General features: G+C 71.0%; 17 protein-coding genes and 3 pseudogenes. 9 read left to right on the top strand and 11 right to left on the bottom strand.

What is annotated here, in order from left to right; all coding sequences use genetic code 11:
• Positions 1-165: 165 nt before the first annotated feature.
• The 4 genes and pseudogenes from OV079_RS56280 to OV079_RS28170 form a co-directional block, all read right to left on the bottom strand.
• Positions 166-981 carry an ankyrin repeat domain-containing protein gene (locus OV079_RS56280; protein ID WP_267772034.1) on the bottom strand — a complete coding sequence of 272 codons (816 nt, stop codon included), beginning with the start codon at positions 979-981 and terminating at the stop codon, positions 166-168.
• A gap of 35 nt (positions 982-1,016) precedes the next feature.
• Positions 1,017-1,799 (bottom strand): annotated as a pseudogene (locus OV079_RS58745) (histone H1-like repetitive region-containing protein); the annotation flags it as partial.
• A 290-nt stretch (positions 1,800-2,089) separates the two neighbouring features.
• On the bottom strand, positions 2,090-2,380 hold the full coding sequence (locus tag OV079_RS28165; RefSeq protein WP_267772036.1) for a hypothetical protein: 291 nt from the start codon (positions 2,378-2,380) through the stop codon (positions 2,090-2,092).
• Between the two features lie 31 nt (positions 2,381-2,411).
• Positions 2,412-2,882: a hypothetical protein gene (locus OV079_RS28170; RefSeq protein WP_267772037.1), complete on the bottom strand. Its 471-nt coding sequence runs from the start codon at positions 2,880-2,882 to the stop codon at positions 2,412-2,414.
• Between the two features lie 604 nt (positions 2,883-3,486).
• Here OV079_RS28170 and OV079_RS28175 point away from each other — a divergent pair.
• The 3 genes and pseudogenes from OV079_RS28175 (at position 3,487) to OV079_RS28190 (ending at position 8,300) form a co-directional block, all read left to right on the top strand.
• The gene (locus tag OV079_RS28175; protein ID WP_267772038.1) at positions 3,487-5,238 is read left to right on the top strand and encodes a prenyltransferase/squalene oxidase repeat-containing protein; all 1,752 of its coding nucleotides are present in this window, start codon (positions 3,487-3,489) and stop codon (positions 5,236-5,238) included.
• A gap of 253 nt (positions 5,239-5,491) precedes the next feature.
• Positions 5,492-7,454, top strand: a pseudogene (locus OV079_RS58750) (beta-propeller domain-containing protein).
• A 483-nt stretch (positions 7,455-7,937) separates the two neighbouring features.
• Positions 7,938-8,300 carry a nuclear transport factor 2 family protein gene (locus OV079_RS28190; protein WP_267772040.1) on the top strand — a complete coding sequence of 121 codons (363 nt, stop codon included), beginning with the start codon at positions 7,938-7,940 and terminating at the stop codon, positions 8,298-8,300.
• 110 nt (positions 8,301-8,410) lie between these two features.
• On the opposite strand, the gene OV079_RS28195 is transcribed toward OV079_RS28190, so the two are convergent.
• Positions 8,411-9,013: an ATP-dependent Clp protease proteolytic subunit gene (locus tag OV079_RS28195; RefSeq protein WP_267772041.1), complete on the bottom strand. Its 603-nt coding sequence runs from the start codon at positions 9,011-9,013 to the stop codon at positions 8,411-8,413.
• A gap of 124 nt (positions 9,014-9,137) precedes the next feature.
• On the opposite strand from OV079_RS28195, the gene OV079_RS28200 reads away from it, so the two are divergent.
• Positions 9,138-10,013 (top strand): AraC family transcriptional regulator, encoded by an 876-nt coding sequence (locus tag OV079_RS28200; protein ID WP_267772042.1) that lies wholly within the window; start codon positions 9,138-9,140, stop codon positions 10,011-10,013.
• Positions 10,014-10,200: 187 nt separating this feature from the next.
• Positions 10,201-11,055, top strand: a complete 855-nt coding sequence (locus OV079_RS28205) for a tetratricopeptide repeat protein (RefSeq protein WP_267772043.1) — start codon at positions 10,201-10,203, stop codon at positions 11,053-11,055.
• 81 nt (positions 11,056-11,136) lie between these two features.
• On the opposite strand, the gene OV079_RS56285 is transcribed toward OV079_RS28205, so the two are convergent.
• From OV079_RS56285 to OV079_RS56295, 3 genes are all read right to left on the bottom strand, one after another.
• Complete coding sequence (locus OV079_RS56285) at positions 11,137-11,301, bottom strand: DUF6289 family protein (RefSeq protein ID WP_267772044.1); 165 nt, start codon at positions 11,299-11,301, stop codon at positions 11,137-11,139.
• Positions 11,302-11,701: 400 nt separating this feature from the next.
• Complete coding sequence (locus OV079_RS56290; RefSeq protein WP_338088944.1) at positions 11,702-12,040, bottom strand: TlpA family protein disulfide reductase; 339 nt, start codon at positions 12,038-12,040, stop codon at positions 11,702-11,704.
• Positions 12,037-13,701, bottom strand: coding sequence for a hypothetical protein (locus OV079_RS56295; protein ID WP_267772046.1), 1,665 nt, complete (start codon positions 13,699-13,701; stop codon positions 12,037-12,039). Before OV079_RS56295 ends, OV079_RS56290 begins: the two co-directional genes overlap by 4 nt.
• A 330-nt stretch (positions 13,702-14,031) precedes the next feature.
• Here OV079_RS56295 and OV079_RS28225 point away from each other — a divergent pair, with 330 nt between their 5' ends.
• The 4 genes from OV079_RS28225 (at position 14,032) to OV079_RS28240 (ending at position 16,699) form a co-directional block, all read left to right on the top strand.
• Positions 14,032-14,571: a GNAT family N-acetyltransferase gene (locus tag OV079_RS28225; RefSeq protein WP_267772047.1), complete on the top strand. Its 540-nt coding sequence runs from the start codon at positions 14,032-14,034 to the stop codon at positions 14,569-14,571.
• A 497-nt stretch (positions 14,572-15,068) separates the two neighbouring features.
• Complete coding sequence (locus OV079_RS28230) at positions 15,069-15,476, top strand: hypothetical protein (protein ID WP_267772049.1); 408 nt, start codon at positions 15,069-15,071, stop codon at positions 15,474-15,476.
• Positions 15,477-15,479: 3 nt separating this feature from the next.
• On the top strand, positions 15,480-16,475 hold the full coding sequence (locus tag OV079_RS28235; protein ID WP_267772050.1) for a T6SS phospholipase effector Tle1-like catalytic domain-containing protein: 996 nt from the start codon (positions 15,480-15,482) through the stop codon (positions 16,473-16,475).
• Complete coding sequence (locus tag OV079_RS28240) at positions 16,472-16,699, top strand: hypothetical protein (RefSeq protein WP_267772051.1); 228 nt, start codon at positions 16,472-16,474, stop codon at positions 16,697-16,699. The genes OV079_RS28235 and OV079_RS28240 overlap by 4 nt, the downstream gene beginning before the upstream one ends.
• Positions 16,700-16,730: 31 nt before the next feature.
• Here the strand turns inward: OV079_RS28240 and OV079_RS28245 are convergent, their stop codons facing one another.
• The 3 genes and pseudogenes from OV079_RS28245 to OV079_RS56300 all read right to left on the bottom strand — a co-directional run bounded on the left by OV079_RS28245 (position 16,731) and on the right by OV079_RS56300 (position 20,270).
• Positions 16,731-17,639 carry a metal-dependent hydrolase gene (locus tag OV079_RS28245; RefSeq protein WP_267772052.1) on the bottom strand — a complete coding sequence of 303 codons (909 nt, stop codon included), beginning with the start codon at positions 17,637-17,639 and terminating at the stop codon, positions 16,731-16,733.
• A 232-nt stretch (positions 17,640-17,871) separates the two neighbouring features.
• Positions 17,872-18,504: pseudogene (gene catB / locus OV079_RS28250) on the bottom strand (type B chloramphenicol O-acetyltransferase); the annotation flags it as partial.
• Positions 18,505-18,602: 98 nt separating this feature from the next.
• The gene (locus OV079_RS56300) at positions 18,603-20,270 is read right to left on the bottom strand and encodes a response regulator (protein WP_267772054.1); all 1,668 of its coding nucleotides are present in this window, start codon (positions 20,268-20,270) and stop codon (positions 18,603-18,605) included.
• Positions 20,271-20,272 lie beyond the last annotated feature (2 nt).

A 20,272-nucleotide genomic window follows, 5' to 3' on the forward strand; every position in this document is an offset into this window, starting at 1 on the left:
GGTGTCCACGGCCCCCAGCACAGCGCGGCCCCGACCGCTCGTCGTCGATTCATGCGACGCGATCGCAGGCGTGATTCGGCGCGTCGCCGCCGCACCGGCCGGTCTCGCGAGCGCCGGCACGCCCGCGCGCGGTCGCTCGAGCGGCCCCGCGGCGACGGTAACGCGTCAGCGGGCCGCGAGCCCCGCGAGGAACTCCGCGACCTCCTTGCGCCGCTTCGACTTCGCGTGGGCGGCGGCGGTCTTGCCCTTCTCGTCGACGGCGTCGACGCGGGCCCCGGCCGCGATCAGCCGCTTGACGATCGCCATGCTGCCGAACGCCGCCGCCTTCATCAGCGGCGTCTCGCCGTACCACGGCACGTTGGGGTCCGCGCCGGCGCGCAGCAGGCTCTCGAGCATCGACAGGTAGTCGGCCTCGGGCGCGTGGTCGGAGAAGTTCGCCCTGCTGAGCATCGACGCGATGATGCTCTCGGGCGCGCCGGCCCACTTGCCGTCGGTCAGCGGGATGGCCCCGCGCTCGAGCAGGAGCGCGACGCTGCCGGCCGCGTTGGCGCTCAGGGCATAGCCGAGGATCCGGCTGCCGCTCGGGCCGAGGGCGTTGGCGTCGACGCCGGCGTCGAGGAAGGCGCGCACGACGTCGGTGTGCTTATTCTGCATCGCCGGGATGATGAGCGGCTCGTCGTATTGATTGCGCACGTCGAGGAGCGACTCGTCGGCCGCGAGCAGGCGAGACACCGTCGCCGCGTCGCCGGCCTCGACCGCCGCGAACAGCTCCTCCTGCGTCTTCGAGCCCTTCTTGCGCACCTTCCGGCGCTCGAGGAACCCCGACGCGTCGAACCCGAGCGAGCCGTCCTCCAGGGAGTTGCGGTAGTCGACGAGGTACGCGGCGATGTTCTCGGCGAGCGGGCCGAACGGGCCCTCGGTCTTCTCCCACTTGATGAACTGGCCCTGGTGCCGCCCGGCCCCGGGTCCAGGTCGGCGCACATCAGGTTGCCGCCGCCGTCCTCGGCGACGGGGATGAAGCCGCGGCTCCACCATACGGGGCGGATGCTGTCCTGGTCCTCGGCGAGCGCGCGCGGCCTGGCCTTCTTGAACACGCCCTCGTCGACGAGCTCGTTGAGGCCGCTCCAACGGTCGTACGCCTGCGGCAGCTCGAGCAGCGAGTACTCCATGAAGGACTGGCTCGATCGCGCGAGGCCGCCGGCGAAGTGCGCCTTCAAGGTGTCCTCGAAGGCCTCCCCGTACTCCTCCTCCCAGCGGGCCAGCGCCGCGCGATCGGCCGCGAGCGTCCGCTCCGACTCCGGGTGAAATCCAGGGTCCGGGTCGTTGTCCTCCAACCATGCGTCCACGAACTGCCAGTGGTCCGCCATGATCTCCCCCAGCGTCTCGATGTGCACGCTGACCTCCGGCGCTCGCTCCGTCGCGGTCGTCTTTTTCACGGCCGGCTTCTTCACGGCCGTCTTCTTCGCCGTCGATTTCTTCGCGGCCGTCTTCTTCGCCGCCGTCTTCTTCGCCGTCGATTTCTTGGCCGTCGATTTCTTCGCGGCCGTCTTCTTCGCCGTCGATTTCTTCGCCGTCGATTTCTTCGCGGCCGTCTTCTTCGCCGCCGGCTTCTTCGCCGTCGATTTCTTCGCGGCCGTCTTCTTCGCCGCCGTCTTCTTCGCCGCCGTCTTCTTCACCGTCGTCTTCTTCGCCGTCGATTTCTTCGCCGCCGGCTTCTTCGCGGCCGGCTTCTTCGCCGACGCCTTCTTGGTGGATGCCGTCTTCGACGCGGATGATTTCGCCTTCGCCGTCTTCTTCATCGAATCTCCCGGGCTCGGTTGGGGGGTGGGTGCCGAGTTTGGATCTCAGTGACGATGCAGCGAAACGTGTTCTACGGGATGAGCGGCGAGGAAGGCAAGCGTCGCGCGGTGTACGGCCAATCCACGGCGGAGCCGCGACGCCATGGTCCGCTCCCCCGGGGCTGCGTCCAGGACCTTCCCGATGCCGACGAGCGTGTCCCTCGTGACGGCATCACGAGGGGGAGATCATGCGCTGCACGCCGAGCGAGGCGCTCGCCGGCGACGCGCGCACATCGTCCGACACCAGCCGCTCATTCCCAGCACAGCGGTACCACGATCGGCTCGCGCATCGTGAAGTCGAGCTCGTCGAGCTCGATCACCTCGAACGACTCGTCCGGCCACACCAGGTTATTGTTGCACGACGCGAAGTAATGCGAGTCCTCGAGGCGGATCTTCGTATAACCCGGGTGGCCGGCCCACATCAGCGCGTTGGACAATGGCGCGCCGCGGCCCTGGTCCTCGCAGATGTTCTCGCGGCAGCGGGTGCGGCGGAACACCACCCCGTCGCTCCCGGCGTAGTCGGAGAAGCAGCCGTTCCCCAATGCTCGTGGCCGCTCGAGCGCCCGCGAGCGACTACTCCGTCGCGGCGACCTTCTCGATCCCCGCCACGCGCGGCCAGCCGAACAGGCCCGGGCGCACCACGAGGACCACGCGATCGCCGACGGCGAGGCCGACCACGTGCGGGTTCAGGCGCGAGACCTTGATCTCGTCGCCGCCCGCACGGTAGTCGCGGAACACCAGCGCGTCCGCCCCCTTGCGCGCCCTCGCCTCGCGCAGCACTTCGGACGGGTGGCGCTCCAGCGGTCCGCCGCCGAGGAACGCGTTGGCCAGCAGTCCGGCCGCCAGGACCCACAGCGGCGGCGCGATCGCCACGAACCAGAAGCCCATCGAGCGCGCCCGCACCAGCGGCGGCGTGCGCCAGACCAGCGCCGCGACCACCACCCCGACGGCGAGGAGCACGAACCACGGCCCCGAGTCGATCGTGTCGGCCACGCGCCACGCGACGATCGCCGGGCCGATCGCGGCCAGGAGCACGAGGTACATGCGGATCGAATCAGAAGAGGAGCTCGCCACGGCCGCGCCTAGCGTGCCGAGCAGACGCGGGCCCCGTCAAGCCCGGTCATGCGGCGCCCGACCTGGCCCGTCACGGGGCCGCTCACGCCCGCTCCGGCCCGCGGCGCGGCGGCATGGTCGACCTCGCACCTCGCCGTCGCGCGGCGCTCCGCCCCGTATGTCGACACCCATCTTCTCCCGCGGCGAATGACCGGAGCGCTGCGGCCCGCCCGTTCGCTCGCGGCCTCGACGACTGACATCGATGGCAGTTTCCGGGCGCCGCCGCCGCCTCGCCCGCGCCTGATGTCGCTCGAGCCGGAGGCGCGCGCCGCGACCGGCACTGCGAGGATTCGTCGGTCCGCGGCTCGCCACGCGGACCGAGCCGCGTGGACCGGCGCGATCGTGCGCCTACGATGTGATCGCTGTCGACGGCTCCGATGTCGCCCACTGCGCCCGCTTGTCGCCTCACCGGCCGGCGCTAGCATGCAAATCAGCGCAGTCTGCTCTCCGTCGGCCCACGTGTGAATCGGTCAGCGCGGGGTTTGCGGGCTCTACCGTGGAAGCGAGGCCGGAAGTGCCGCCGCGAGAACGCATCTTGGTCGATTGCAAGGACGTCGAATACCGGACCGCTCGCGCCTGGCTTGCGACGTGGCTGGCGATCGCCGCGCTCCTGGTCGTCGCCTGTCAGCCGGACTCGGGCGAGCGAGACGAGGTCGCCGAGCTGGGCGACGAGCTCGACAATGCTGCCTTTCGCGACCGCGTCGTCGCCGTCGTGCGCGGCGTGGCTGCGGGCGACCCTGACGTCCCCTGCGCCTTGCCCCCGACCGCGGCCCGGCCGCTCCGCGTCGCGGTCTCGCTGTACCACGGAGGCGTGGTCCTGGGGCGCGGGGCCGCGGCCGACGACGAGCTGTGCACCTCTTTGAAAGAAGCTGCCGGGCTGGCCCTCGCGGCGCCCGGCCTCGATCGCGAGCGCGTGGAGCAGGGGCGCTTCGTCGTCGAGCTCGTCGACCTCGAGTACGCGCTGGTCGAGCTCGACGGCGAGGGCCTGGAGCTCGTCGGCGGCCTCGTGCCCGCGCGCGTGCTCGACCGCGACATGGTGCGCCGGCGCATCGACGAGGGCACCGCGTACCTCTTGCGCGTGATGGATCCCGCGCTCGGCGGCGTCCACAAATACTATCACGCGTCCACCGACAGCTTCGACGATCGCTTGCACACCATCTACACCGCGTCCACCCTCTACACCTTGCTCGCGGTCTACGCCCGCGACCGCGACGAGCGCCTGCGCCAGCCGATCGAGCGCGCCGCCGGGTTCCTGCTTTCGATGCAGCGCGTCGCCCCCGGCCAGCCCGGCCACGGCGCCTTCCACTACTCCCTGGACCTCCGGCGGCACGAGCGCGAGCCGCGATTCGTCGTCGGCACCGCCTCCAAGTCCATCTTTACCTTGATCGATCTGCACGCCTTCACCGGCGACCCGGCCTTCCTCGCCGCCGCCCGGCTGGCCGCCGACTGGCTCTTGACCATGCAGGGCGAAGACGGCCGCGTCGCCTCGGAGCTGCGCCTGGACGCGAACGCCGCGTGGAGCGTGACGGAGGAGGAATCATTGCTCTACACCGGCCAGGTGCTCTCGGCCCTGTCGCGCCTGTACGAGGTCACCGACGACCCGCGCTACCTCGACGCCGCCGCGCGCACCGCCGATCGGCTCGCCGCCAGGGTCGAGCGCGAGGGGTGCTACCTCGGCGACGATTATCGCCGGCCCAACCCGATCTCGAGCTCTTGGGTGGTCCTGTCCTTGTTCGACTTCGCCCGCGCCGGCGACGACCCTGCCATTCGCAAGACCGTGTACGATTGCGCCGACGAGCTGCTCGAGCAGCAGATCGACGATCCCGCCGACGTCTACCGCCACGGTCGCTGGCAGGCCTCGCTGTCGAGCAGCGGCAACGGCTGGCTGGCCGAGGTGCTGTCCGAGCTCTACCTCGATTGCCCTCGCGGCGACGGCGACGGCTGCGCCCGGTTTCGGGGCGCCGTGACCCTGCTGTTCCGCCTGCTGATGCAGTACACCTATTCGCCGGCGAATTCGTTCATGACGAGAGACCCGGAAATGGCGGAAGGCGGACTGTTCTGGAACCCGCAGGAACGTTACGTGCGCACCGACTCGGTCTGCCACGCGATGAACGCCTACGTGTTCATGGTCGACCGATTGGCCGACGGCGTCCTCGTCGAGCTGCCCGAGCCGCCGCTGGCCGAGCGCCTCGGGCTCGTCGCACGCTCGGGGTGGCTCGTCGACGGCGACGGCGTCGACCGCGGGGCCGAGGAGGAAGACGAGCTCGCTGCCGAGACCGTCGAGTGACGCGCCCCCTGGCGGCTGTTCTGTTCACCACAGGAGAATGAAGATGCAAAGGTCACGAGGGTTCATGGTGCTCACCCTGACGTCTTTGGCGGCCGGGCCCCCGGCTGCGCGTCGCAGGCGCCTCGCGCGTCCAGCGAGGTCTCGGCGGACGACGAGACCGTCAGCCAGGAGCGCGAGGAATCTCCCCGAGCTAGTTCGCGCCGATTCGTGTGACGACGTCGCGGCCAGCTTGAAGGCCAAGCTCATCGCCGCCATGGAGGCGCGCCTGCAGGCCAACCTCGATCGTGCGGTGCTCGCGGCCACCTACACCTGCGAGGAATACGGCGAGGAGGAAGAGGAAGAAGAAGAGGAGGAAGAAGAGGCCGACGCCGGGGCGACGGCCAGCGAATATTCAAGCACCAACGTCCAGGTCGCGGACGTCGACGAGGCCGACTTCGTCAAGAACGACGGCGGCTACCTGTACGTCCTCGGCGACGGCCGCTTCCGCGTCCTCGACGCCTGGCCCGCCGACCAGGCGCACGCGCTCTCCACCTTCCCGATCAAGGGCACGCCGAAGCGAATGTACGTCCACGAGGACACCGCGGTCATCTACTCCTCCCTCGAGGAGCTGAGCCAGCCCGCGCCCGACGACCCGTGGAACGGCGGCGGCGTGGTGGAGAACGAGTGTACCTACGGCTACGATTGTGACTTCACCGGCGACGGGCACAAGCTGCAGATCACCGTGCTCGACCTGGCCGATCGCGCCAAGCCTCGCATCCGCCGCGAGATGGTGTTTGGCGGCTCGTACCTGAACTCCCGGCGCGTCGCCAAGGATGTCCACACCGCGGTGGTGTTCCCCGAGCTCGACGTCCCCGGCCTGTCCTATTGGCCAGACACGTTGCCGGCCATCTATTGCGGGCTGAAGGAGCACGGCGTCTCGGTGCCCGAGGTGCAGGCGCTGTTCGAGGCGCTGCGCCTCGCCAACCTGAAGCTCATCGACGCGACCCCGGCGACCCAGCTCCTGCCCTCGGTCCGCGATGTCCGCTACGTCGACGGCGGCGGGCTGCAGGTGACCGAGGGGCCGCTGTCGTCCTGCGACCAGGTGTACCTCTACAGTCCAGCGACACCCGCGGCTTCCTGTCGCTGGTGTCGTTCGCCATCGGCGAGGTCGCTCCGCTCGGGGCCAGCACGATCATGAGCCGCCCGGGCGCGATCTACGGCTCCAAGGACTCGCTCTACGTCGCGGTGCGGCACGCCGAAGAGGCGGGCCAGGCGTGGTTCTCGGGGCTGGAGGACGGCGTGAACGAGGCCACCAGCGTCCACAAGTTCGCGCTCGCGCCCGGCGGCGCGGCCGCGGCGTACGCCGCCAGCGGCCTGGTCAAGGGCCGCATCTTGAACCAGTTCGCGATGGACGAGTACCAGGGCACCCTGCGGATCGCCACCACCACCGGGCACCTCCCGGACCCGGAGGTCCACAGCACCGTCACGATCTTGAGCGAGCACGGGTCGCACCTGGTGGAGCTCGGCAGGGTCGACCATCTGGCACCGAGCGAAGACATCCGCTCGGTGCGGTTCCGCGGCGACATCGGTTTCGTCGTGACGTTCAAGAAGACCGACCCGCTGTTCGTGCTCGACCTCGCCGACCCGGCGCGCCGAGCATCAAGGGCGAGCTCAAGATCCCGGGCTATTCGACGTACATGCACCTCATGGACGACGACCACCTGCTCACGATGGGCTACGACGCCGACGATCAGGGCGACTTCGCGTGGTTCCAGGGCCTCCAGCTGCAGGTCATCGACGTGGCCGATCTGGCGCACCCCGAGGTGCTGGACAAGGAGGTGATCGGCACCCGCGGCTCGACCTCGGACGCGGCCACGGATCACCTCGCGTTCACCTACTTCAAGGCGCGCGACCTGCTCGCGGTGCCCATGACCATCTGCGAGGGCGGCAGCGGCGGCGACTACGGCGATATCATGACCTTCAGCGGGCTCCTGGTCTACCGCGTGACCGTGGACGGCGGCTTCACCCTGCTGGGCGGCGTGCCTCACGAGGAGCCCGAGACGCCGCAGACGTGGAGCGGCAAGTGCAACAATTGGTGGACGGACTCCGCGTCGAAGGTCAAGCGCTCGGTGTTCATGGAGGACTGGGTGTTCTCGATCGCCCTCGATCGCATCAACGTGGCGCACCTCGACGACCTCGCGCACCCCACCGCGTCGATCCCGTTGACCGGCAAATGAGGGCAGAGCGCCGGCGGCCGCTCGCGGCCGCCGTCCGGCCGGTGCGAGGGGCCGGGCGCAGCTGCCACGGCGCGACGGCCCGGCGACGGCGGGCGCAGGTCGTGCCCCTTCGACGAGCCGGCACCCTCGAAGGCAGCGGGGCCTGCGCGACCGCTCTCGTCGCGCGCGTGAGCATGGGCGCGGGCCGTCGACGCCGACGAGCGGGGCGTACTGGCGGTGCTCGTATCGATTGCGCTCGACCTGCGCGAGCGCCCCGAGGAGACCCAGCGACCGCCCTCCGCGGCGACGCGTGACGCGAGCGAGGACGAGCGCGCAACGGCGCTCGCCGGGGCGCGTCGTCGGCCACGACGATCTGCTTCGCGCGTCGCTCGAGCTTCGCCTTGACGACGCAGAGGCCGGGCCAATACGGTGTCGCCGTCGGCGATGTCCGCCGACCGGATCTCACCGCTCGAGAGAGCGGCCGGCCAGAGGTGACGAGTCATCATGGAACACAAGCCATTCGTCGATCAGATGTTCGCCCGCGTCGATGCGCTCGACGCCGAGGGCTTCGCGGCCTGCTTCACCGAGCGCGGCAGCTTCCAGTTCGCCAACCATCCGGTCGTGACCGGGCGCACCGCCATCCGGGACTTCATCGCCGGGTTCTTCGCCGGCATCGGCGGCATCCGCCACCAGTTCGACAACGCCTGGAGCCTCGGCGACCGCGCCTTCTGCAACGGCTTCGTCACCTACGTGCGCAAGGACGGCAGCGAGCTCACCGTGCCGTGGGCCACCATCTCTCGCTTCGAGGACGGCAAGCTGGCCGAGTACCTCGCCTACGTCGACGCGTCGAAGCTCTTCGCCCCCTGAGGCGAGCGCCGGCAGTGCGGGCATTCGGCGCACCTGCCGGCGGCCGTAAATACACCGGCGCGGTGCAGCCCAGGCCGCGGGGCCGGCCCGAAAGCGGGTGACGGGCGGGCTCACACCTCCTCCCCGCGCTCGATCACCCGATGCACGAGGCCGTAGGCCTGGGCCTCGCGCGCGTTCATCCACAGGTTGCGCTCGGTCTCCCGCGTGAGCCTGGCGAGGTCCTGGCCGGTCGCGTCGGCGAAGATGCGGTTCAGTCGCGCGCGCATGGCGGCGATCTGCACCGCCTCGATCTCGATGTCGGCCGCGGCCCCGCGCAGGCCGCCGCTCGGCTGGTGCAGCATGAAGCGCGTGTTCGGCAGCGCGAAGCGGTTCTCTCGCCGGGCGGCGACGAAGATCAGCGCCCCCGCGCTGGCGACCCACCCCGATCCGATCATCTTGACCTCGGGCCGAATGAAGCGAATCACGTCGTGGATCGTGTCGCCCGACTCGACGTGGCCCCCCGGCGAATGGATGACCACCCGGATCGGCGCCTCGCTCTCGCTCGCGAGGGCGAGGAGCTGCGCCGTGGTCGCCTGCGCGAGCTCGCTGGTGATCTCCCCGAAGACGAGCACCGTCCGGCTCTTCAGCAGGCTTCGGCGCACTTCGTCGGCCAACGCGGGGGCGCGCGGCCGGTCGTCTTGCGGTTCGTCGGGGTCCGGATCGGGGTCCAGCATGGGCCTATAGCGTCCCGCGACCGCGACCGCGAAGCCATGTCCCGCAGGCGCGTCGTCATGCCCGATCGTCTCGATCGCGCACCGCCGCTGGACAGGCCGGCCCTGCGCGAGCCACCATGCGCTCATGGCGGACGAGCTCGACGAGCAGCTTCCTCGCGGAGTGTCGGTGTCCCGGCGGCAGGGGGCGCCGCCCTGGCAGGTCGACGCCGGCGAGCAGCCGAGCCTGCACGTCGTCGTGGAGGGCTCGTTCCACCTCGTGCAACACGAGCAACGGGTCCTCGAACTGGCGCCGGGCGACCTCGTGCTGGTCGGCGCCGGTCCACCCGGCCCGGCGCTTCGCGAGCCGCGCTTGCGTTGCCTCCCGGCGCCGCCCGGCGCTCGCTCCCCGCAGGCCGAGCTCCTGTCGGCCACGTACGCCGCCGCGCCCGCGGAGCTGCCGGGGCTCGCGCCCGTCGTCCACCTCCCGGCCGCGAACACGCGCGACTCGCCGGGCCTCCTGGCGATCGTCAACTTGCTGCGCGCCGCGCTCGCGGACCCCGGCACCGGACAGGAGGCGCTGGCCCGCTCGCTCCTGCAGCCGCTGCTCGCCTACACGCTGCACAGCCACCGCCGTACGCTCACGGCTCCCCGCCCCGTCGATCGACGAATCGCCCGCGCGCTCCAGCTCATGCAGGCGAAGCCGACCGAGCGCTGGACCGTGGCGGCGCTCGCCAAGGCGGCCGGCCTGTCCCGCGCCGCGTTCGCCCGGCGCTTCCTCGCCGAGCTCGGCGTGCCACCGCTGCGCCATCTGACCGCGATCCGCATGCAGCGCGCGGCCCGGCGCCTCGCCGAGAGCGACGACTCGCTGGCCGCCGTCGCGGCCGAGGTCGGATATGACTCGGAATTCGCGTTCAGCCGCGCCTTCAAGCGCCACGTGGGCGAGGCTCCGGCCGCGTTCCGCCGCCGCTGCAGCGGCCAAGGAGCTGCGCTCGTCCTCCCGGTCGTCTGCGCCGCGGCGTAGCGCCGGCGCCGACGCGCTGCGCCTGGTAGCCCCGGCGTCGCCGTCGCGGGCGACCGCCGGCCCCCACACGCGAGCCTCGAGACGCGCCCATCTCCGCCCCCGCGTCATCCTCGACCGCCCTGCGAAGAATCCCGGGATACAATCACGGGCCGGCGATCTTGTGGTACCTCCGACGAGGAGAGCCTGAATGACCGCTTCCAGCGAAGAGTCCCGGATCGCCCTCGCGCTCGCCGACGTGGGCCGCGCGTACCTGTCGCAAGGTCAGTTCGCCGCGGCCGAGACGGCGCTGCGACAGTGCATCGAGGCGAACGTCCGGCTGCTCGGGACGCGGCTCCACGCGAGCGTCACGGCGCTCCTCGACATGCTGGCCGTGGCGCTGGTGCAGCAGGGCAAGAACGAGGAGGCCGAGGCGGTCCTGCGCGAGTGCGTGGCGCTCAAGGTCGAATGGCTCGGCCAGCTTGCGCACGAGGAGGTCGCCACCTCGCTCCACGGACTCGGCGAGGCGCTGTCGCGCCAGGGGAAGTTCGAAGAGGCCACGAAGGTCCTCCAGGCGAGCCTCCATGCGCTGTATCAGGCGACCGGGACGGAGTGGCCGCGCGACTCGGGCCCGACGCTCCAGGCCCTGGCGATGTGCCACGTCCACCTCGGGCAGTACGTCCAGGCCGAAGAGGTCTGGCACCGCAAGGTCGAGCTCGGCGAGCGGCTGCACGGCACACCCGCCAACAGCGAGACGATTTCGGCGCTCGGGATGCTCGCGCAGCTGTGCCTGCGTCGGGTCCAGCGCCCCGCGGACGCGCTGCGATTCAGCACCGGGGCCTGGCAGGCGGCCCTGGCCGGTCGGCTCTGGGAGCACGCGCTGCAGGTCGGACCGGTGCACCTCGCGTGCCTCGCGGGCAACGACCAGTCGATCGAAGCGATCGAGCAGGTGGTCCGCGCGCTGATCGAGGTGATCGACCGCTTCCCCGAGGGGCACCCGCTGCGGTCCCACGCGATCTCCGAGCTGCAACGGCTATACCCCGGACCAGGGGCCGCGAACGGCTAAGACGCGCCCGCGCCCGCCACGACGCCCTTCACACCGCAATCTCGCGGCGAACGCAGGCGGGACGCGAGCCCGCCGCCGATGTCACTCCGGCGACGGGGGATAGCAGATGAAGCAGGCGCCGCATTGCGAGTGCGGCGTCTTGCTGCCCCACGCGATCTTGTTGTGACAGCAATCGTAGCCGTACTGGCCCACGACCGTGGTGTGGCTGGCGTCGCTGTAGTAGGTGCAGTTGCTCGCCGCATCCACCGAGGAGGCGCCATACAGCGCTCCGACGGCGAAGAGGGCCAGGAAGAGGACGGTGCGTCCAATTTGCTCACGGGTCGCTCCTTTGGGTGTGCCGGGCATCGCGCCCGGCACCTCCAGCTTATCGCAAATCAGTGAAGTGCGAGCGACAGAATATGGGTTCATCGTACCCCAAATGTCATCACGATCTGGGGCTCGACTCGCCAGTACGGCCACCCCGAACGGAGATCTCATGCGCGTGCCGCGAATGGCCCGCGACGTCGATCACCGAACTCGTCGCCGCCTCGCGCAGACTCCGCCGAGCAGTGAGGTTTCCCGAGGCTTGCGATTGGCAGCGGCCTGAGCGTTCGTCGTACCGGCCGAATACGAACACCCCGGCGCAGCAGCTCCTCGACCACGCACCTCAGCGCCCGCGCCGGAGCGCCTCGATCAGCGCCGGATAGACGAAGTGCATCTCCCGGTAACGACCGCCCTCCCGATAGACCTCCCGGCCCGCGGCGTCGATGAACAGGTGCGTCGGATAGCTGTTGATCCCGACCACCGTCCGCCAGCCGTCGTCTCTGGCGATCTGCGAGCGGAACCCCGCGGTCCCGTGCAGCGCGTCGATCCCGTCGGGGTCGCTCGTCACGACCAGGAATTGCACGTCCTTGCGCCCGCGATAGCGCTGTTGCAGCTTCGCCAGCGCCGGGGCCTCGAGGCGGCAAGCGAAGCACGAGGGCTCGGTGGCAATCACCACAGTCACGCGCCCGCGCAGAGCCTCGCTCGAGATCCGGCCGCCACCGCGCAGCTCCAGCTCGAACGGCGCGACGGGTTGCGGCGCTGCAGCCCGCCCGGCGAGCACCGCGGCGATTCGTTCGTCCTTCCATTCGCGCTCGAGCCGCGCGATCGTGCGGTCGAGATCTTCACGCTCCCGCCGCGGGCACGCACGAGCTGCTGGAGGCGCTCGCGGCACGCTCGCGCCTTCGCCCCTTCCTGCGCGATCGACCGCGCGAGGATCTGCTCGGCCCGATGCACCTCGCCGTCGCGTTCGGCCATCTCGGCCGCGAGCAGCGCGATGTCCGGTTGCGTCGGCCACAGCTCGTGCGCCCGCGAGACGTCCGCCCGCGCGTCCTCCACCCTGCCCGCGCGCAGCTGCACGAGCCCGCGGGCGTGGAGAGCGAACCCCCGCATGACCCGCCGCAGCTCCTCGAGCTCGCCGGGCATGGCCACCAGAGCGTAGCCAGGATGCGCATCCTCCGCGAGCGCGAGGGCCCGCTCGGCGAGCTCGCGCGCCAGCTCGAGGTCCCCGCCCCGGCTCGCCAGGAGCACGGCAGCCTGGGCGTCGTACGACGCCCCGAACGGCGCCGCGAGCACGGCCCGCGCCACGGCTTCGACCCGCTGCAGCGGCGCTCCCGGCTCGCACTGCAGGAATTCGATCGACGCCGCCGCCGTCGAACCGCGCAAGGACTGGTCGCGCACCCGCGGCCTGTCGAAGAACGCGTCGACGGGGGCGCGCGCCCGCGCCAGCGCGTCCACCGGCGGCAACTTGCCCTCGGTGAGGGCCATCCTGCAGTTCACCACCGCCCCGAACACCGCGGCGAGCTCCCAGTCCCAGCGCTCGACCGCTCGCGCGTCGGGGAAGCGCCGCCGCACGTCGTCGTAGATCGCCTGTGCGGCCTCGGTCGCCCCGAGCTGCTGCAGACCATCGACGAGCTGCGCGAGCGCCTCCGGCTCGGCGCGGTGGCGGTCGGCCAGCGCCACGAGCTCGCCGATCGCCGCGGCCCGCAGCGCGGCGTCCTCGCGCGCCGCAGCCACGCGGGCCCGCGCCCGCAGGACCGTGAGCGCCAGGGCGTCGGGGCGCCGCGCGAGCGCCCGCTCGACGAGCCCCAGCGCTGTATCGGCGCGCTGGAGCTCCAGCCATTTTTCGGCCGCTCGCGCGACCGCCAGCGTCCCCGAGGGCGCAGTCTGCTCGGCCTCGGCGACGAGCGCCTGCACGTGCTCGGGGCTCGGTCGCATCGGCGGCGGCGCGGCGCTCAGGCGAAAGAAGGCCAGCCCGATGCGCTTCTCGTGCACGAAGTCCCGCACGCTGTCGGGCAGGTCGGGCAGCGCCGCGAGGGCGGTGAGCCCCTCCTCGTCACTCTCCAGCGTTAGGACCTGCGCGTGCAGCCACACCGCGTCCGGATGATCGCCGAGACGAGCGCGGGCCTCCGTCACCAGCGCGGCCAGCTGGCGCCGGGGCAGCTTGCCCATCTGCTCCTGCGCGCGCAGCAGGAGCGCCCACCCGGATTTTTCCGCCAGCGCCGCGCGGTGCCTCGCCAGCGCCTGGGCATCGTTGTCCGCGAGCGCGGCCATGGCTGCGAGCCAGCGCCACCGCTCGTCGCCGGGATCCTCCGCCGTCTTCACCAGCGCATTCGCGGCCTCCACCCGCCCCTGGAGCAGCAGGTCGCGCAACTCGTCGGCCGCCCGCGCGCTCGCCTGCGACTGCTCGCCCGCACGAGGCTCCGCTGCCGGCCGCTCCGTCGCCGATGGAGCCGGCCGCGCACACCCGAAGCCGACGACTGCGATCACCAGAGTGTGCCACGATCGGAGTCGCGGCCGGGAACACCTGCTCATGTTTTCACCATTTAGACGGAGCGATTCTCGCATGACCTGGCCAACGCCCGAAAAGGATGCACAGGTCTCGCCGATCGCACAAGCCGCCGAAGGGCCGGGCCGTGATACCCTCCTGACCCGACCGCCAGGCTCGGCCCGGCCATGACGTTGCGTCCCATCCACTGGCCCGACGACGCGCCTCGACTGCAGGCATTCGACGCGTCCTACAGCACCTCCACGATCTTCGTACCGGAGGTCGTCGGCATGACCGTGGCCCTGCGCGAGACCGGCCTGGCCGTCCCCTTCCACAAGACCTACGCCCCCGAGACGCTGGTGGAAGCAGCGGCCACCGCCGCGTTCGCCGTGACCAGCGAAGCGGCGAGCGGCGCCCTCGAAGGGTTTGCGACCGTGCAGCTGCAACGATGGAACCGCAGCGCCGAGCTGAGCGCGCTGTTCGTCGCGCCCGGCAGCCGGGGTCGAGGCCTCGGCCGGGCCCTGCTGACGGCCGCGCTGGACTTCGCTCACCGCGAACGCGTGCGCTGCGTGACGCTGGAGACCCAGACCAGCAACGTCCCCGCGATCCGATTCTACCAGCGCATGGGCTTCCGCTTCTGCGGGATCCACACCGCCCTCTACGACCCCGCCGCAGCGGCGCCGGAGGAGGTCGCGGTGTTCTTCACCTACGCCCTCGACCCTGCCTGAGCGTGCGAATGTCATGACTCGAGCGACCGGCGCCTGCTCGCCCTCTCACGAGAATGACAGCACCACGAATGGATGGATGTGTTTTCGATGCCGGCGTCCGGCGAGGGCGAGCGCGACCTGACAGATTCGCCGCACCGCAGGTCCGCGAGCAGATCCGCCTGCCGGCGAGCCGAGCGACGGGCAGCGGCGTCGCCGAGCGGCCGCGAGGACGGCCTGCGCGTGCAGGCGGTCCTCGCCGGGCGCGGGCGCGAGGACCTCGCGGACACGGGCGGCTCGGAGCGAACGCCGGCGACGCGTCGCGCGTCGCCGCGCTGGACGCGGCGCGAGCGGACGCGTGCGCACATGCCTCGCGCCGGCGCTGCCGGTCGCGCCGCTCGCCCTCGCACGCGAGCCCGCGGGCCGGCCGGCGCAGGAGGTTTCCCGATCATCCTCCCGCAGGCATCTGTTACGCTGCCTGGGGTCGACTCGTCCCTCGAGCGCGACAGCGGGCGCCAGCGATGTTCAAGATCCGCGCGGACCAGGCCGACACGCTCGCCGACGACGATCTCGTGCGTCGAATCATCGCTTATTTGCAGGTCCGCATGCCGGACAAGATCGCCAGGCACGACCCGTTCGACCTGCGCGCGGTGATCCTCCACTGCTTCGAGATCGCCCGCTCCTACGCGATCGACAGCGAGCGCGGCCTCTTCACCTTCGTCATGGACATGCTGGCCGTCGGGCCATGTTTTCACGTGCAGCCGAAGATCCAGGCGATCCTCGATCGGCGCGACATCGACGAGCAGGTCCGGCTGGACCGCATCGTCGACGACGTCGACGACGCCGCGTGGGAGGAGGCCGCGCGGATCACCAACCCCGCGGTCTACTGGGACGACGTGCTGGCCGAGGCCGACAGGAACAGGAGATAGGCGATGGGCGCGCGCGACACTGCGAGGGGGGTCCAGGGCGAAGCACAGGCGTTCCCGGCGTCGCGGCCGGGCGCGACCTGCCCGTGCCAGAACCCGGGCCGCAAGCTGCGAGCCGGGGTCTTCTTCGACGGCACCAACAACAACCGGGCGCGCGACGAGCCGCGGCAGGGTCACACCAACGTCGTCCGCCTGTTCAACGTCTTCAAGGACACCGCGACCGCCGACGAGCGCTACGTCAAACAGTACATCGACGGCGTCGGCTCGATGGACACCGACGCGCGCCAGCGCCAGGCCGAGGCCGAGCGGGCCGCCGTCCAGGACCGCTGGTTCGGCGCCCGCTGGACCGCCGCGGTGACCAGCCGCGGCTCGCAGATGGCCGACACCGGGGCCAACGTCGCCGGCATGGCCGGCGGCCTCGGCGGCGAGGAGCGGCTCAACCGCGCCTACTTCTGGCTGCGCGACCGCTGCGGCGAGCTGCCGCTGCAGGCGTGCAAGACGGTCGACGTGTTCGGCTTCTCGCGCGGGGCTGCGCTCGCGCGCACGTTCGTCAACCTCGTCAACATGGCGCTGCGCAAGACCCAGCCGCACGTCACCGTCCGCTTCGTCGGCGTCTACGACACCGTCGGCTCGTTCGGCCAGGCCGGCGACGACGCGAACCCCGGGCAGAACCTCTACATCGACGCCACCGACGCGATGGGCGTCGCCCACTACACCGCGCGCCACGAGTACCGGCAGAACTTCCCGCTGTCGGTGATCCCGGGCGTCGACCGCGAGTACCCCGGCGCCCACTCCGACGTCGGCGGCAGCTATCCGCCGCGGGAGAACGGCAAGGTCAACCACCTCGCGTTCATCCCGTTCCGCGACATGTACCAGGTCGGCAACCGGTGGCACATGTGGAAGGCGAGCTGGACCACCCAGCTCACGGCCTCGCCACGGCCGAGGTCCAGCCGCTCAAGGTCCGCTCGGACCAGCTCGCCGGCCCCGCGACCAAGCCCTTGAACACGCACGAGCGCCTGAGCACCCAGCAGCGCGAGTTCTTCAACCTGTACATCCACGAGTCCGCGGTGCGGCCGCGCGGCTGGGTCTCCGGCCTGTGGAACGACGGCGTCAGCGGCCATTTGACCAATGTCGGCAACCAGTTCGACGAGTCGGGCGCGCGCCGCGAGTTCACGCATCGCCGGCTGCGCCTGACGGCCGATCCGCCGGCCTTCCGCTGGCGCTGACGCCGGCAGCGCACGGGTGATCCGGCGCGACTCAGCGCGGCAGCCCGGACGAGTACCAGCGCACGACGTCCTCGCCGCGCTCGTAACGCTCGAGCCACTGCGCCGCGAACTCGGGCAGCGGCTGGTCCTCGGGGTCGTGGTTCGGCATCTGCGATTGCAAGATCCGCAGCGACGCCGTGCGGCGCTCGTGCGACGGCACGCCGGCGAAGCTGTCGGGGAGCGCGGCCGATTCGCGCCCGAGGAGCGCGCGCAGCTTGTGGCGTATTTGGAAGGCCGGGAGCAGCACGCGCGCGTCGATCTCGCGGTCGGCGAGCGGGACGTGGGCGTTGAAGCCGGCGATGATCACCTCGAGCACCCGGTTCATGTGCAGGACCACCGACGGCAGGATCGCCAGGCGATAGGCCTCGCCGCCGCCGAGGGCGCGATAGACGATCAGGGCCGAGCTGCGGTGCTCGACCTCCTCGACGAAGTGCCACAGCAGCATCGACGCGACCCGCTCGTCGCCCGGCCGGAACAGCCGCTCCTCGTTGTCGAGCAGCAGCTTGAAGGTGGGCGTGAAGGTCGCCTCCAGATCGGCGATGTAGGCCAGGTGATACTTCAGCGACCGGGTCTCGAGCAGCGCGTCGAAGCAGCCGATCGCCTGGTCCAGCATCTCCTGCAGGCCCGGGTACTTGCGGATCAGCGCCTTCAGGTGCTGGCGGTGGACCCGCGCGTGCTGGGCCTCCTGGCGCAGGAACGCGTCCGCCTCGGCGGCGACGAAGGGATCGGAGATCTGCGGCATCACCTGCCGCATCGCCTGCACGATGTATTTCTCGAAGGCGATGGCGATGACGCTGATCATGTTCGTCATCAGCGAGAACGCCGGGTTCTGCCGGTTCCACAGGAACGGGACGTCGCCGTCGAAGTCGAACTGCACCTTTCGCACCTGCAAAGCGGTCATGGCCCTGCTCCTCGGATCGCCGACGCCGAAGCGCGAGCCGACCCCGGACCTCAGGCTACGCCGCGTCCGCCGCGGCGACAACGCGACATCGGAGCACCTCACTGGTGCGTCGGTGCCCCGAGCCGATGGGGGGCGTGAACGCCCTGCTCGGGGTCTGCCGGCCCGTCTCCGGCGGCATGCGCGTCGGTGCCCGCCGAGGCCGGCCCCCATCCCCAGGGGACCCGCCTCCGGCTCATCCCTCGCTCGCGGTGAAGCCCTGCCACATGCGGTGGAGCCCCGCGATGTCGCTCGAGCAGAGCAGCGGCATCGCCTCGTGGAGCCGCTCCAGCGGCCAATCCCACCACGCCATCTCGAGCAGCATGGCGATCTCCGGGTCGGAGAAGCGCTTGCGGATCGGCTTGGCCGGGTTCCCGCCGACGATCGAGTAGGGCTCGACGTCGCGGGTGACGAGCGCGCGGCTGCCGATGACCGCGCCGTGGCCGACCCGCACGCCCGGCATGAACATCGCCTCGGCGCCGATCCACACGTCGTTGCCGATCACCGTGTCGCCGGCCGGCTGGAAGGCGTCGCGCGCCCCCGCGAAGGCCGGCACCTCGGGCATGTAGAAGAACGGGAAGCTCGACACCCAGTCGTGCCGGTGCCCCTGGTTGCCGGCCATGATGAACGCGGCGCCGGTGCCGATCGAGCAGAAGCTGCCGATGATCAGCCTGTCGACGTCGGTGCGATCCGGCATCAAATAGAGCGCACAATCGTCGAACGAATGGCCGTGGTAATAGCCGGAGTAGTAGCTGAACCGGCCGGCGACGATGTTGGGGTTCTTGACCTGCTCGGTCAGCAGCTTGCCCCGGAACGGGCTCTCGAAGTATTCATTGCAGGAACTCTCGGTCTCGTCGGGCGCGCAGTCTACTCGAAATTTCGACCGCCGGGACCGGAGACTCTCCCAGCCGCGGGCGCCCGCGGCGCTCAGCGATCGGCGAGCGCGTCGGCAACCACGCGGGACATCGCGGCGATGTCGAACGGCTTGCTCAGGAAATAGCGCGTGTCGATGAGCCGCTCGATCTCCTGCATGTCGGCGTAGCCGCTGGCGATCACCACCGGCATCGCCGCCCCGCGGGCGCGGGCCGCCTGGATGAACTCCGCGCCGTTCATCCCGGGCATCGCGAAGTCGACGAACAGCAGGTCGGGCGCGGCCTGCTCGACGCTCTTCAGGCCCTCCTCGGCGCTGGCGACCGCGCCCACGCCGTAGCCGAGCGACTGCAGGCCTTCGACCACGGCGCGCCGGACCTCCTCGTCGTCTTCGACCACCAGGATCTCGAAGCGCCGCGCCGGTCGGTCCGAGGCCCGCGGCGGCTCGGGACGGCACTCGTCGCCGTCGGGCTTGCTCTGCAGGGGCAGCAGGATCTGCACCGTCGTGCCCGCCCCGGGCGCGCTCTCGACCCGCGCCGTCCCGCCGGACTGCTTGGCGAAGCCGTACACCTGCGACAGCCCCAGGCCGGTCCCCTTGCCGACCGGCTTGGTGGTGAAGAACGGCTCGAAGATCTTGCCGAGCAGGTCGGTCGGGATGCCGACGCCCTCGTCCTTGACCGAGATCGCCACGTACTCGCCGAGCGGCAACTCGGTGCCCGCGCCGTCGCTCGCGGCCGCCTGCACGTGCAGCCGGCCGCCCGCCGGCATCGCGTCGCGGGCGTTCATGCTCAGGTTCAGCACGGCCATCTCGAGCTGATTGGCGTCGACGAACGCGTGCAGCTCCTCTGGACCGGTCGACATCTCGAGCGAGACGTTCGCGCCGAGCGCGAGGGTCAGCAGGTCCCGCATCTCGTGCAACACGACGCGGATGTCGTTGACCCGCGGCAGCATCGACCGGCGCCGCGCGAACGCCAGGAGCTGGCCCGTCAGGCGGGCGCCGCGGCTCACCGCGTCCTTGGCTCGCTGGTTGGTGGCATGAATGTTCGGGTCCTCGGTGATCATGTCGACGAGGTCGAGGTTCATGCTGACCACGTGCAGCAGGTTGTTGAAGTCGTGGGCGATGCCGCCGGTGAGCTGACCGAGCGCCTCCATCTTCTGCGCCTGGGTCAGCGCCATCTGGGTCCGCTCGCGCTCGGCGATCTCGGCCGTCAGACGATCGTTGGCGCTGGCGAGCGCCGCGGTGCGCTGGGCGATCCGCGACTCGAGCAGGGCGTTGGCCTGATCGACCTCCGCCCGCGCCGCGGCCAGCTCCGCCCAGTGGGAGCGCATCGCGTACTGGCGCTGGCGCGCGCGCACGGCCGACTTGGCCGCGCTCGCCAGCGTCTCGGCGTTGAGCGGCCGCTCCAGCAGGAGGAGGTTGCCGAGCTCGCGCAGGGTCGCCGCCGTGCGGGCCGAGCGGCGCCGGGCGTGACGCAGCGCCAGGACGATGAAGGGGAAGTCCGACCACGCCGGCTGGCGCGCCAGCCACTCGCGGAGGCTGGCCTGCGGCTCCGCGGCGAGGGTCTCCTCGGTGAGGATCGCACACGCGGCGCCCTCGTCGAGGCGGGCGAGCAGGTCGCGTTGATCGGAGCACGCCACGACCTCCAGGGAGACCGAGCGCAGCACCGCCGCCACGACCTCCGCGTCGCGCCCTCGGGGTGTGTAGATGAGGACGCGTTGCTCCACGC

The organism is Nannocystis pusilla (assembly GCF_026626665.1).
GTDB classification, from domain to species: Bacteria; Myxococcota_A; Polyangia; order Nannocystales; family Nannocystaceae; genus Nannocystis; species Nannocystis pusilla.

Bases quoted from the DNA above. Each gene is read 5' to 3' on its own strand.
- OV079_RS28170 (WP_267772037.1), bottom strand. From the start codon at position 2,882: ATGTACCTCGTGCTCCTGGCCGCGATCGGCCCGGCGATCGTCGCGTGG.
- OV079_RS28190 (WP_267772040.1), top strand. From the start codon at position 7,938: ATGGAACACAAGCCATTCGTCGATCAGATGTTCGCCCGCGTCGATGCG.
- OV079_RS28195 (WP_267772041.1), bottom strand. From the start codon at position 9,013: ATGCTGGACCCCGATCCGGACCCCGACGAACCGCAAGACGACCGGCCG.
- OV079_RS28200 (WP_267772042.1), top strand. From the start codon at position 9,138: ATGGCGGACGAGCTCGACGAGCAGCTTCCTCGCGGAGTGTCGGTGTCC.
- OV079_RS28205 (WP_267772043.1), top strand. From the start codon at position 10,201: ATGACCGCTTCCAGCGAAGAGTCCCGGATCGCCCTCGCGCTCGCCGAC.
- OV079_RS28225 (WP_267772047.1), top strand. From the start codon at position 14,032: ATGACGTTGCGTCCCATCCACTGGCCCGACGACGCGCCTCGACTGCAG.
- OV079_RS28230 (WP_267772049.1), top strand. From the start codon at position 15,069: ATGTTCAAGATCCGCGCGGACCAGGCCGACACGCTCGCCGACGACGAT.
- OV079_RS28235 (WP_267772050.1), top strand. From the start codon at position 15,480: ATGGGCGCGCGCGACACTGCGAGGGGGGTCCAGGGCGAAGCACAGGCG.
- OV079_RS28245 (WP_267772052.1), bottom strand. From the start codon at position 17,639: ATGACCGCTTTGCAGGTGCGAAAGGTGCAGTTCGACTTCGACGGCGAC.